This is a genomic window from Lactiplantibacillus pingfangensis, assembly GCF_005404945.1.
Taxonomy (GTDB): domain Bacteria; phylum Bacillota; class Bacilli; order Lactobacillales; family Lactobacillaceae; genus Lactiplantibacillus; species Lactiplantibacillus pingfangensis.
Map to the genome: position 1 here is coordinate 21,629 of NZ_BJDG01000029.1, position 12,603 is coordinate 34,231.

General features: G+C 48.3%; 10 protein-coding genes. 2 read left to right on the top strand and 8 right to left on the bottom strand.

Annotated elements, in window-relative coordinates:
- Window positions 1-263: 263 nt before the first annotated feature.
- Genes argF through argC form a run of 5 tightly spaced genes read right to left on the bottom strand, consistent with a single transcriptional unit; the run spans window position 264 to window position 5,446 of the window.
- A complete protein-coding gene (gene argF, locus FFM74_RS11985; RefSeq protein WP_137626868.1) occupies window positions 264-1,283 on the bottom strand; it encodes an ornithine carbamoyltransferase in 1,020 nt (339 codons plus the stop codon).
- Window positions 1,283-2,437 (bottom strand): acetylornithine transaminase, encoded by a 1,155-nt coding sequence (locus tag FFM74_RS11990; protein WP_137626869.1) that lies wholly within the window; start codon window positions 2,435-2,437, stop codon window positions 1,283-1,285. The genes argF and FFM74_RS11990 overlap by 1 nt, the downstream gene beginning before the upstream one ends.
- Entirely contained in the window at window positions 2,434-3,180 is a 747-nt protein-coding gene (gene argB / locus FFM74_RS11995; RefSeq protein WP_137626870.1) for an acetylglutamate kinase, read from the bottom strand. The genes FFM74_RS11990 and argB overlap by 4 nt, the downstream gene beginning before the upstream one ends.
- A 14-nt stretch (window positions 3,181-3,194) precedes the next feature.
- A complete protein-coding gene (argJ, locus tag FFM74_RS12000; RefSeq protein ID WP_137626871.1) occupies window positions 3,195-4,403 on the bottom strand; it encodes a bifunctional glutamate N-acetyltransferase/amino-acid acetyltransferase ArgJ in 1,209 nt (402 codons plus the stop codon).
- A 17-nt stretch (window positions 4,404-4,420) separates the two neighbouring features.
- Complete coding sequence (gene argC / locus FFM74_RS12005) at window positions 4,421-5,446, bottom strand: N-acetyl-gamma-glutamyl-phosphate reductase (RefSeq protein WP_137626872.1); 1,026 nt, start codon at window positions 5,444-5,446, stop codon at window positions 4,421-4,423.
- A gap of 266 nt (window positions 5,447-5,712) precedes the next feature.
- Between argC and FFM74_RS12010 the strand changes: the two genes are divergently transcribed.
- Both FFM74_RS12010 and carB read left to right on the top strand, forming a co-directional pair.
- Entirely contained in the window at window positions 5,713-6,783 is a 1,071-nt protein-coding gene (locus tag FFM74_RS12010; protein WP_137626873.1) for a carbamoyl phosphate synthase small subunit, read from the top strand.
- Window positions 6,776-9,832, top strand: coding sequence for a carbamoyl-phosphate synthase large subunit (carB, locus tag FFM74_RS12015; RefSeq protein ID WP_137626874.1), 3,057 nt, complete (start codon window positions 6,776-6,778; stop codon window positions 9,830-9,832). The genes FFM74_RS12010 and carB overlap by 8 nt, the downstream gene beginning before the upstream one ends.
- Before the next feature lie 243 nt (window positions 9,833-10,075).
- Here the strand turns inward: carB and FFM74_RS12020 are convergent, their stop codons facing one another.
- From FFM74_RS12020 to acpS, 3 genes are all read right to left on the bottom strand, one after another.
- The gene (locus tag FFM74_RS12020) at window positions 10,076-10,468 is read right to left on the bottom strand and encodes a type II toxin-antitoxin system PemK/MazF family toxin (RefSeq protein ID WP_137626878.1); all 393 of its coding nucleotides are present in this window, start codon (window positions 10,466-10,468) and stop codon (window positions 10,076-10,078) included.
- 184 nt (window positions 10,469-10,652) lie between these two features.
- Entirely contained in the window at window positions 10,653-11,780 is a 1,128-nt protein-coding gene (alr, locus tag FFM74_RS12025) for an alanine racemase (RefSeq protein WP_137626875.1), read from the bottom strand.
- Entirely contained in the window at window positions 11,780-12,142 is a 363-nt protein-coding gene (gene acpS, locus FFM74_RS12030; RefSeq protein ID WP_137626876.1) for a holo-ACP synthase, read from the bottom strand. The genes alr and acpS overlap by 1 nt, the downstream gene beginning before the upstream one ends.
- Between the last annotated feature and the right edge of the window lie 461 nt (window positions 12,143-12,603).

Here is a 12,603-nt window from a genome sequence, read left to right on the forward strand (position 1 = left end):
GAGGTTGGGACTGATAGCATCGGTCGTGATGGTGGCGTTACATCGGCCGTTTTTGCCGAGGTTACACCACGGACGGTCCGGGACACTTGCGATCTTTGCAAGGGTTCCGGGCGAGGGCCAAGACGTCCCTGGCTTGGACCGGTCCCACGACCGCATGTTATCAGTCCCAACCGGAAGTGAAACCTGTTTGGGCTAGTTACTAACACGATAAGGCTTACTTTCAAATTTCATCTTTCACCGCTTTAACCAAGAAGACGCGCTTTTCACTTGAAGAGGGTCTCTGGAATAAAGAGATTGCCCAAACTCACGGCCATGATTGCCTTAATCGCGGGCATCCGATTAGCGGCTTCCGTAAAGACGACAGATTTGGACCCATTGAAGACCTCATCCGTGATTTCAATGGCTGGTAAGTGATACTTTTCGCCTAAGGCCGCACCCACTTCGGTTTGATGGTCATGTAGTGCTGGTAAACAGTGCATGATGATCGTCTCGTCTTTACCGGTTTGCGCTAATAAGGCGGCATTAATTTGGAAAGGTAACAGTTGCTTGATGCGCGCGCCATAATCCACCTGCTCCCCCATCGAAACCCAGACATCCGTATAGAGCGCATCCGCCTGCGCAACCGCCGCCAGCGGATCGTCAGTAATTAAAATGTTACTCCCAGTTTGATCTGCGTACCCTTGGGCGAGTTTGACCACTTTCGGATCGGGCTGTAGCTGGGTTGGCGCCCCAATATGAATATTCACACCTAACATCGCGCTCGTCACCAACAAGCTATTCGCCATATTATTCCGGCCATCACCGACATACGTCAGCGTCAGTCCAGCTAAATGCCCAAAGTGTTCCTTTAATGTCAGAAAATCCGCAATCATCTGCGTCGGATGCCAGTCATCGGTTAGACCATTCCAGACCGGAACACCGCTATATTCGGCCAGTTGCTCGACCGTTTGCTGCGAAAAGCCCCGAAACTCAATGCCATCAAACATCGAACCCAATACTTTCGCCGTATCAATCACAGATTCTTTTTTGCCGAATTGGATATCATTTTTGCCTAAGAACTCTGGATGAGCACCTAAGTCATTAGCCGCCACGGTAAACGCGGAACGGGTCCGGGTCGACGTTTTTTCGAATAAGAGTGCAATATTTTTGCCTTGTAAATAAGGATGCGGAATATGATTGGCCTTGAGTGTTTTTAAGTGGCTCGCAAAGTCAATTAAGTAGGTCAGTTCCGCCGGTGTAAAGTCGATCTCTTTTAAAAATGATGCTCCTGCAAAATGGCTCATTAAACCGCCTCCGTTTCAAATTGGGCTAAGACTGTCGCAATCGTTTGAACGCCAGCCAGCAAGTCTTCAACTGACATCACTAATGGTGGTAACAACCGCAATGTGTTATCGCCAGCAGACAAGGTTAATAAGCCGGCTTGTTGTAAGGCCGTAATCACCTTAACCACTGACACATCTGGCACTAAGTGAATGCCAATCATGAGGCCCTTCCCCGTCAATCGCGCCACCATCGGTAACCCAGCGACTTGTTGGTCTAAGGCTTGCCAAACTTGCTGGGCTTTTGCTTGCACATCAGTTAAAAATGTCGGCGTCAAATTAGTCAACACCGCTTGGGCGGCCGCCATCGCTAAGGCATTGCCGGCAAACGTCGACCCATGGCTACCTGGACCAAAAGCACTCGCGAATTGGGCCCGTCCAACCATGGCACCCACAGGTAAACCATTAGCTAATCCCTTGGCCGTCGTATAAATATCCGGATCTAACCCATAGCCTTCATAAGCAAACCGGTAGCCGGTTCGGCCAATTCCCGTTTGCACTTCGTCAATAATCAACAAGACCTGATTGGCTTGACACTTAGCTTGAACCGCTTGTAGCCATGCTTTTTGGCCTGCAAAGACCCCACCTTCGCCTTGAACCACTTCTAAAATCACCGCTGCTAGATCCGGCGTAATTTGTGCTAAAGCCGCCGGATCATTATAAGTGGCAAACGCCACATCTGGCACTAACGGCGCGTAACCCGCTTGAATACTAGGGTTGCCAGTCATTGACATTGAGCCATACGTCCGCCCATGAAACGACTGATAAAAAGCTAAAATTTTCGTTTTGCCCGTATATTTACGGGCGAGCTTCAACGCCGCTTCATTGGCCTCGGTTCCCGAGTTGGCAAAGAACACTAAGCGGTCCTCACCATGAACGAGTAACTTGGCAACTGCATCTTGCAACGTATTTTCATACAAATTCGAGGTATGCCAAATTTTTGGCAACTGTGCCTGAACCGCTGCTTGGATTGTGGGATTTTGATAACCAAAATTGCACACGCCGATACCGGACGTAAAGTCTAAGTAGGTTTGACCATGCGCATCCGTGAGGCGCACGCCTTGACCACTTTTTATTTCGATTGGAAAACGTTGATACGTTGGATAGACATATTTCATACTGCCGCCTCCTGAATGATTGCTGTTCCTGGTTGATCAATGGCATTCGTGATTACCGCTTGCTGAACGCCGGCCTGAATCGCTTGGATTGCCGCTTGAACTTTTGGTCGCATGCCGGCCGTAATGACCGCTTGCTGGGTTAAGGCCTGGGCTTGATGTGGGGACAAGGTGGTCATGACCGTCCCGTGATGCATAATGCCGGGAACATCGGTCAGTAAGACTAACTTTTCAGCGTGCAATTGTTGCGCTAACGTGGTCGCTGCCATATCGGCATTCACATTGAGCCACGCGCCAGTTGTGGTTAGCGCTAATGGCGCCAATACCCCAATTTTCGTCGTTAAATAGGCTCGCAATTTAGGTCCATCAACTTGGGTGACTTGCCCGACAGCTCCGAGCTGCGCTTGATTAAGATAAGTGCCGGTCAACAGTTGATTGTCGGCCGCATTTAAGCCAATAACCGGTAAGTCATGCTGCGCCAGTTGGGTCAGCAATGCGGGTTGGGCATCACCTAATAACACCATTTTAGTTAACGCTAACGTGGCCGCATCCGTGACCCGGAGCCCGTTAAGCTTATGTACGGGCAATTGTAGTTTCGTCGTCAATTTTGTAATCATTGGGCCACCGCCATGCACAATCAAGAGTTGCTTACCTTGTTCGTGCCACTGCTGGAGCTGTTGAAAAAAGCGCTCACTCAGTTGCTGAATCGCTTGCCCGCCGATTTTGATAATAATCAGATTTTTCATTGGCACCCTCCCGTTTAAGTATGATAGCTCGCGTTAATTTTGACGTAATTGTAAGTGAGGTCACAACCCCACGCTTGGCCGTGCGCCGTGCCGTGATGTAGATCAACATCAATCATGATCTGTGCCTGCTTTAATGACGTTTTCACAGCTGCTTCATCAAACGGCAACGCCAAACTAGCGGCGACTAAGGGCATGCCATTCATTGCAATATCAACTTGATTAATATCAATATCGGCATCCGTCGCGCCAATCGTACTAATGATTCGACCCCAGTTTGGATCTTCGCCAAAAATCGCGGCCTTGACCAAATTCGACCCAACGATGGCTTTAGCAACTTGTTGGCCATCCAACGCAGTAGCGGCGTGCGCCACGTTACATTCGACCAACTTGGTTGCCCCTTCGCCGTCAGCCGCAATCTGCTTTGCTAACTGACCAAGGACGTAATGGAGCGCCTGATTAAAAACTTCATAATCACTTGTCCCCGGCACCACCGTCGGATTATCGGCCAACCCATTCGCCATTGTCACAACCATGTCATTAGTCGAAGTATCCCCATCAACCGTAATTTGGTTGAAGGTCGAGTCAACGTTTTCACTTAATAAATCCTGTAAGACTTCCCCATCAATTTGGGCATCCGTCGTCACAAAACCTAACATCGTCGCCATTTTTGGATGAATCATGCCAGAACCTTTGGCAAAACCAGTGATCGTCACAAGTTGACCACTCAGTTCACACTGCACACTAATCGTTTTAGGGTGCTTATCCGTTGTCAAGACGGCGTATGTGACCGCATCACTCTTAGTCGGGGTGAGTTGCGGTAGACCATTTTTAATTAAGGCCATCGGGAGCTGGGCACCAATTAAGCCCGTCGAAGCGACCCCAATCAAACTTGGATCAACCGCCAGCTTGTTCGCTAACCAGCGTTGTTCTTGTAAGGCATTGTCCCAACCTTGTTGGCCAGTGCAGGAATTCGCAATCGCACTATTTAACAGGAGCCCTTGCAACTGATGATTTTGATTGATCATCGTTTTCGTTAATTTTGTTGGCGCCGCTTGAAATTGATTGGTCGTATAAGTTCCAGCAGCGGCAGCCGGAACTTTCGAAAAGAGCCAGCCGAAATCTGGTTTAGCTTTCCGCAGACCAATATGAATCCCATCGCTGTAAAATCCGACCGGCCATTGAAAGGCGACCTTTTGAAATTTGATACTCGTTAAAACTGGCATTGAAACGACTTCCTCTCTTATGGAAAAACGGGTAACATGGGTAATCCGGCGGTTGGGGCCAACTTAAATAACTGATTAAAGTTTTGAATTGCTTGACCCGCAGCCCCTTTCATCAAGTTATCAATCACACTGACGACCAAGATCGTCTTAGTCGCGGGATTAACATTGACCCCAATCGCACAATTATTCGATCCTATCACCGTCTTCAACGTGGGCATTCCAGTTGGCAAAATTTGAACAAAGGGTTGGTCTGCGTAGACTCGTTCAAAGGCAGCGCGGACTTGGGCGGTCGTGATTGGTTGGGCAGCCTTAACATAAATTGAGCTCATAATGCCCCGTGTCACCGGAATGAGCGTCGTGGTGAACTCAATCGCCGGAATTGCCGACCACCATTTTTTGAGTTGTTGCATGATTTCAGGAATGTGCTGATGTTGATTAAGTTTATATAGTTGTAAATTATCATTGACCATCGTGAATTGACTCGTCGCCGCTAATTTCTTACCAGCGCCAGACAAGCCCGACTTGGCATCGACCACAATACTAGTCGGATCAATCAACTGCTGTTGAACTAGCGGCGCCAGTCCTAATAAGGTTGCCGTCGCATAACAGCCGGGATTAGCCACATAAGTGGTTAAGTGGTGATTGAATTCGGCCAAGCCGTAACTCGCTTGAGCTAAAGCCGTGGCTGGGGCGGCCGGACGATGATACCAATGTGTATAGTCGGCTGGATCTGGCAACCGGAAGTCCCCAGATAGATCAATCACCGGAAACTTCGCCGCAACTAGTGGCAGTGCTAATTGACTCGTGACCCCAGCCGAAGTTGCAAAGAAAATTAGGTCGTTGGTCGCCATCACCGCCTGTGCCTCAAATGGTCGAATTATGGCGGTTTCTTTCTGATACATCGGTGCAATGGTCTTTAATGCGACCGGCTCAGCATCCGGATGACCGTATAAGTTAATGTGGTCAATCGCCGGATGTTGTTTTAAGAGCGCATATAACGTCATCCCGCTATAACCGCTGACCCCAACTAGTGCAACTTGCATAAAATCACCTCAAATAATCAAAAATAGTTTCGTTAATGCATATCTATGCGTTTAGCATGCTTCACACTATATTCTCATCAAATGACAAATGCAAGTGTTTTTGAAAATTTATTCAATTTATTCTATACATTTGCATATTTAATCCATATAGACGGTATATATTCACAATTATTGTATTTTAGCTTGACTTCCCGTCAAAATAATTGTTTACTTAGCTCACAGTTCAAAATGAATTTTAATCTATTTATTAGAAAGGACGTGCAGCGATGCAAAAATTTTTAACTTTAGCGGATGGGGCCCAATGGATCGGAACGGCGATTGGTGACAGTAACCGGACTGGCGCTGGTCAACTCGTCTTTAATACGGGGATGTCTGGCTACCAGGAAACAATTACTGATCCTTCTTATTTAAATCAATTAATTGCCTTCACCTATCCATTAATTGGTAATTACGGCATTGATCCGAGTGTCGACCAGGCCACGACCATTGGCACTCAGGCAATTATCGTGCATGAACTTGCCGACTTTAGCGATCATTACACTAGTCGTGACACGCTCGCACACTTTTTGACCGCTCACCATATTCCAGGAATTGCCGGGATTGATACGCGTGATCTCACGACACATCTTAGAAAAACCGGTTCGCAAGCCGCAATTTTAAGTAACCAGCCGGTCAAGGACTTTGCGTCCGAATTCGCCGCTGTTCCGTTAAAAAAATTACCAGCAAAACCGTTGCCAGTTGGGGTGCAAAATGGTCAGCAACCTAACATTGTCGTGCTCGATTTCGGTGAAAAACAAGCCATCACGGATGCGCTGATTGCGCGTGGCTGTCAAGTCAACACGGTTCCCGCCACGACTTCATTCAAGGCCATCGCCGCCTATCAGCCAGATGGCATCTTATTGTCAAATGGCCCCGGTGACCCGCAAGCTTATAAAACCGTGCTACCACTCATTCGCCAATTGGCCGCCGCTTACCCCTTAGCTGGGATCTGTTTAGGCCATCAGTTGATTGCTTGCGCGTTTGGTGCCAAGACTTATCAACTGACATTCGGCCATCACGGCTTAAATCATCCGGTGAAAAACTGTACGACTGGCGAAGTCGTCATGACGGCCCAAAATCACGATTTTGCGGTAGATCCAGCTTCATTAGCTAAAACGCCCTTGGTCGTGACTTACACCGAACTGAACGATGGCAGTGTCGAAGGACTTAGCTTGCCACAGCAAAATGTACAATCCGTCCAGTTTCACCCCGAAGCCCATCCGGGACCACAAGAAGCCGGCATCTTTTTTGACCAATTTATCCAAATGACTACTCAGGAGGCCGTTGCCAATGCCTAAAAACACTCAAATTAACTCAGTTGCCGTGATTGGTTCTGGCCCAATCAAGATTGGACAAGCGGCCGAATTCGACTACGCCGGTACCCAAGCGTGCCTAAGCTTAAAAGCGGCCGGCTACCATGTCATCTTAATTAATTCCAATCCGGCAACCATCATGACCGATCCCGAAACAGCGGACGAAGTCTATTTACAGCCACTCAAACTGGCGAGTGTCACAGCCGTTTTAGAAAAAAGTCAGCCCGATGCGCTATTACCAACATTAGGCGGCCAAACTGGCCTAAATCTTGCCAAAGCACTCGATGAGGCTGGCGTCCTCAGCCGCTTACATATCAGTCTGTTAGGAACGTCATTAGCAACGATCAATCAAGCCGAAGACCGCGCCGCCTTCAAAACATTAATGACCCAGCTACAACAACCGATTCCGGCCAGCACGACCGTTCATCATGTTGCTTCGGCTTTAACTTTTGCCGCCAAAATCGGCTATCCGGTCATCGTTCGCCCGGCGTTCACGCTGGGCGGTTCGGGCGGCGGCATCGCTGATGACCCCACGGCACTCAAACAAATTTTGCAACGGGGACTCACAATGTCGCCGGTCAATGAATGCCTGATTGAGCAAAGTATCGCCGGTTTCAAAGAAATCGAGTTTGAAGTCATGCGTGACAACCTTGGGACTAAAATCATTGTTTGCTCGATGGAAAATTTTGATCCAGTTGGCATTCACACGGGCGACTCGATCGTTTACGCACCAGCACAAACGTTAAGCGATACGGAATTACAAACCTTACGAAACGCCGCCCTCACAATTGTCGAAGCCTTAAATATCAAAGGTGGCTGTAACGTACAACTCGCGCAAGATCCCCACAGCGCCCAATACTATGTCATCGAAGTGAATCCCCGGGTCAGTCGGTCATCAGCGCTCGCTTCCAAAGCTACCGGCTACCCAATTGCTAAAATTGCGGCCGAAATCGCCGTGGGCATGAACTTATCTGAAATTAAGAACCCGGTCACTAAAACAACTTACGCCGCCTTCGAACCGGCTCTCGACTATGTTGTCGCCAAGATTCCACGCTTCGCATTTGATAAATTTCCAACCGCCGACGCGCATTTAGGGACGCAAATGAAAGCGACTGGCGAAGTCATGGCGATTGGCACGACGCTTGAAGAAGCAACGCTAAAAGCCGTCGCATCGTTAGAACTCAATGCCACGGTTCAGACAACCTTATTGCCATTACAGCGACTCACTAAGTCGCAATTAGTGGCTGAATTAACGCAACCAACTGACCAACGGCTCTTTTACTTATTCGCTGCTTGTGCCAACCATTGGCCATTAGCCAAACTGGCCGAATTAACCAAAATTACGCCATTTTTCTTGAGTAAGTTACAACATATCATGACCCTAGCCCAACAATTACAAACGTTACCCACTGTGGATAACTTATTGGCCGCAAAAAGATATGGCTTAAGTGCGGCGACTTGTGCACATTACAGTGGTTTATCCACAGCTGCCATCGTCAACGCGACCGCCCAGCAACCGCTTGTGTATAAAATGGTGGATACTTGTGCCGGCGAATTTGCCAGTGCCACGCCATACTTTTATAGCACCGCCTTTGGCACAACTAATGAAAGCCAGCCACTCGGCCATAGTGTACTCGTACTCGGTTCCGGTCCCATTCGAATTGGACAAGGCATTGAGTTTGATTACACAACCGTCCATTGTGTTAAAGCGATTCAGCAAGCCGGCTATCAGGCGATTGTCGTCAATAATAATCCTGAAACCGTCTCAACTGATTTTTCCAGTTCAGATAAATTATATTTTGAGCCGCTTACTTTGGCACGCTTACTCCCCATTATTCAGCTTGAACAACCGCTTGGCGTTATTGTGCAATTTGGTGGTCAAACCGCGATTAATCTTGCAAAACAATTGGCTGACCACGGCGTCAAAATTTTAGGAACGAGTGTCACTGCCACCGATTTAACTGAAAATCGGCAAGCCTTCGCAGACTTGTTGGCCCAACAACATATCGCCCAAGCAACCGGCACCACCGTCAAAAATCTGACGGAAGCCGAACAAGCTGCGCCCAAGATCGGTTATCCACTGCTAGTCCGGCCCAGTTTCGTTTTAGGTGGTCGGGCGATGGCAATTGTCCACAATGCCGGTGAGTTAACCCCGGTCATTAAAGCCGCGGTTGCCGCCGGCCATGGTGCCCCCATTTTGATGGATCACTACTTAGCTGGTCAAGAATGCGAAGTAGACGTCCTCGCCGACGGACAAAACGCTTGTATTCCAGGCATTATGTCCCATATTGAAGGCGCGGGGATTCACTCCGGCGATTCGATGGCCGTTTATCCCCCACAGCACTTATCCACAGCTGTCCAAACGCAACTCATCAAAATCGCAACTCAGATTGCCCGGGCATTGCATTGTGTTGGCCTACTGAATATTCAATTCGTCGTGACCGACCAAGTTTACGTGATTGATGTGAATCCCCGGGCGAGTCGGACGGTACCCTTCATGAGTAAAGTCACCCAGTTACCCCTAGCCCAATTGGCGACTCGCCTCATTCTGGGTGAAAGTTTGACAACTTTAAACTTGCCCAGTGGTTTGTATCCTGTCAGAGATGGCGTCGCCATTAAAGCGCCCGTTTTCTCTTTCAACAAATTAGCCCAACTCCCCACGGCCTTAAGTCCGGAAATGAAATCCACCGGCGAAACGATTGGTTTGGGGAAAACGTTTGACCAAGCTTGGCGCGCTGCAATCACCGACAGTTATCAGTTGGAAAACTGGCAGTTAAGCGACGGCATTGTGACCGATGCAACCACTTGGGCCTTACCCGCGGTTCAATCTTGGGCTCAGCAGCAGACCGTCCCCATCACCGTGGTGACAACACTTGCTGCGTTACAAGCGGACACGCCGGCTGTCTTTTTCAGTTTGGATGCCACTGGACTGGCCCCGTTAGTCACTTGGGCGTTAAACCATGCGAAACCACTCCTCACGGCTTTGGATACTTTGAAAACTTTGGTCGCCGTCAATCAAGTTCCCGTAAGATAACACGAGTTATTTTTCAATAGTTAGATTCTTATCCACAAGCAACTGCTTAGTGACTGTTCACAAGTCATCAACCAAGTTAACTTAACTCGCCGCCTTAATCGGTGCTTGTGGATAATAGCTAATGACTAAACTAAAAAATCAGCACTCGCCTAGTCAATTTGACTAAGTGAGTGCTGATTTTTACCTGCGCTCGGTGACTCACACCGAAACGAATCAATTATGTAAATGACTTATCCCCATCAACTAAGGTTGCATGGTGCGTCGCGGTCGCCGTTTCGCCCGATCAGCTAATCCAATGCTGACCTGCAAGGCATTATCGACTCGTTGCATGGTTTGTTCGTCTAAGTGCGTGACCCGGTCCTTCAATCGCTGTTTGTCGATTGTCCGAACTTGTTCTAAAAGAACAACTGAATTCTTCTCAATCCCCGTGTGGGCGGCGTTGATGTTCACATGCGTGGGCATTTTGGCCTTTTGAACTTTAGCCGTAATGGCCGCAACAATTACAGTCGGACTGTAATGATTGCCAACGTTATTTTGGACGATTAACACTGGCCGCATTCCGCCTTGTTCAGACCCAACGACCGGTGAAAGATCAGCATAAAAGATGTCACCACGCTTAATGTCAGCTGCAGCCATCGCCTCATCTCCCTTTTTACTCATAGCTCTCCCCATAGGCACTAGTTGTGACTATACTTGAGTTTAATAATAGCATGAACGCTTAACTTTTAGCAACCGTTACCAACCCTAGGATTAGTTAAAACCACCAAAAAAGCCTGAATCTCGGACTTGGTAATCCATCATCAGGCAATAAAAATAGTTGTTATTCAGTATAAACTCTTGGCAAACGCGTTGCTAAACCACAAGCAATTTCATAGTGAATCGTGCCACAATAATCGGCAACTGACTGTAATGAAATGGCGTTGTCCCCATCTTGTCCGACCAACGTCACTTTGGCGCCAACTGGTACCTCGTGAGGCAAGCGCACCATCATCTGATCCATGCAAACCCGACCAACGATTTCACAAAACTGACCATCAACTAGAACATGGAATCCTTGCAAGCGGCGTTCATAGCCATCAGCGTAACCGATTGGCACGGTGCCAATCCATTCATCTTGCTTGGCAGTATAGGTCGCCCCGTAACTGATGGACTTACCTCGAGCAAGCTTTTTAACAAAAGACAGCTCAGCGGTCAACGATAAGGCTGGTTGTAGATGATAGGGCGCGCTCAGTTCGATCCCAGATGGGTTCAACCCATACAAAGCCACACCAAAACGAATCATATTACCGTTACAAGCTTGATGCCACAAACTCGTCGCTGAATTGGACACATGCACATAACGTGGCAATTCAGGAACGACCGCAATCAGCGCTTTCCAGTTGGTCAGTTGATGGGTGAAATACGTATCATCGGCTTGGTCCGCTGTGGCAAAATGAGTAAAAATCCCTTCAAAATCAAATGGTGTCTCAGTTTGACTCAAGGTCTTCACCGCAACGGCAAGCTCTGTTGGCGTTTGAAACCCAATTCGTCCCATGCCAGTATCCAATGCTAAGTGCACATGCAATGGTGTCTGAACCTGATTGGCGGCGAGAATTGACTGTGCCTGATCTAACCACGCTTGTGACCCGACTGCGACTGAAATACCTTTTTCCGCAATCAATGGCGCATATTCTGGTTCGGTAATCCCCAACACCAAAATCGGTTCGGTAATCCCAGCAGCACGTAAGGCCAGTGCTTCGTCCAAGATGGCAACGCAAAAACCTGTCGCGCCCGCTTGCTTCGCGGCTTGGGCCACTTGAATAATCCCATGACCATAACCGTTTGCCTTCACCACTGCCCAAAGTTCGGTCAATGGATCTTTCCGTGTCATTTCTTCATTGATATTATGTTTAATTGCCTGCAAGTCAATTTTAACTTGTGTGTGGCGGTGTTCCCCAATTACAACCATCACGATTTGCCTCTTTCCAAGATAACTTGTGTCATTACTAATTGATCCGTATGTGAAATTGAAATCCAAGCCGTCCCATCAAATGGCTGTCGGGTAATTTCCGGACGGCCGAGCGCATTATCCAAAATCTCAATGTCTTGAAAGCCAACCTGGGCACCAATGCCAGTGCCAAAAGCTTTGCTATAGGACTCCTTCGCCGAAAACCGACCAGCCAGAAATTCGACGCGGCGCTTTTCGCCGTAACTGTTAAAGACCGCTAATTCCGCTGGCGTTAAAACCTTCTTCGGTAATTTGAGCCCTGCCGCTAACATGGCGGCGATGCGTGATAATTCAGTTAAGTCAATTCCGGTGCCATAAATCATCACCCAGACCACCTTTCACTACTGATGTTTCCAATTTAACACAGTTTTCACCGACATAACAGACCTGTTAGCACGCAACCTTTTCACTAAGTCATGAAAGGCGATACCTTAACTAGAAGGTTGCAAGATCAAAATTGCTAGTAACTACCGCCATGTCAATGATTAGGGCATGAAGATTATTAACATGGCCGCTTCCAGTCACCACTGATAACATGCCGCCGCGGGACCGGGTCAAGCCTGAGAAACGTCTTGGCCCTCGCCCAGAACCCTTGCACAAATCACAAGTGTCCCGGACGGTCCGTGGCGTAACGCCGGCAAGAAACATGCCGACCCAACGCCACCTTCACGGCCGATGCTATCAGTGGCGACTTCCAGCTAATTTAACTGTTTTTAGGTTAGGTTTAGCGGAAGCAGGCAGAAATCGTTGTGCTGTGTCGGTAAGATTGGCCGGCGGGTCTTGG

What these genes read in the sequence shown, in the direction of transcription:
- FFM74_RS12010 (WP_137626873.1), top strand. Translation starts at nt 5,713, where the DNA reads ATGCAAAAATTTTTAACTTTAGCGGATGGGGCCCAATGGATCGGAACG.
- FFM74_RS12020 (WP_137626878.1), bottom strand. Translation starts at nt 10,468, where the DNA reads ATGGCTGCAGCTGACATTAAGCGTGGTGACATCTTTTATGCTGATCTT.
- argC (WP_137626872.1), bottom strand. Translation starts at nt 5,446, where the DNA reads ATGCAAGTTGCACTAGTTGGGGTCAGCGGTTATAGCGGGATGACGTTA.
- carB (WP_137626874.1), top strand. Translation starts at nt 6,776, where the DNA reads ATGCCTAAAAACACTCAAATTAACTCAGTTGCCGTGATTGGTTCTGGC.
- argB (WP_137626870.1), bottom strand. Translation starts at nt 3,180, where the DNA reads ATGAAAAATCTGATTATTATCAAAATCGGCGGGCAAGCGATTCAGCAA.
- FFM74_RS11990 (WP_137626869.1), bottom strand. Translation starts at nt 2,437, where the DNA reads ATGAAATATGTCTATCCAACGTATCAACGTTTTCCAATCGAAATAAAA.
- acpS (WP_137626876.1), bottom strand. Translation starts at nt 12,142, where the DNA reads ATGATTTATGGCACCGGAATTGACTTAACTGAATTATCACGCATCGCC.
- argJ (WP_137626871.1), bottom strand. Translation starts at nt 4,403, where the DNA reads ATGCCAGTTTTAACGAGTATCAAATTTCAAAAGGTCGCCTTTCAATGG.
- alr (WP_137626875.1), bottom strand. Translation starts at nt 11,780, where the DNA reads ATGGTTGTAATTGGGGAACACCGCCACACACAAGTTAAAATTGACTTG.
- argF (WP_137626868.1), bottom strand. Translation starts at nt 1,283, where the DNA reads ATGAGCCATTTTGCAGGAGCATCATTTTTAAAAGAGATCGACTTTACA.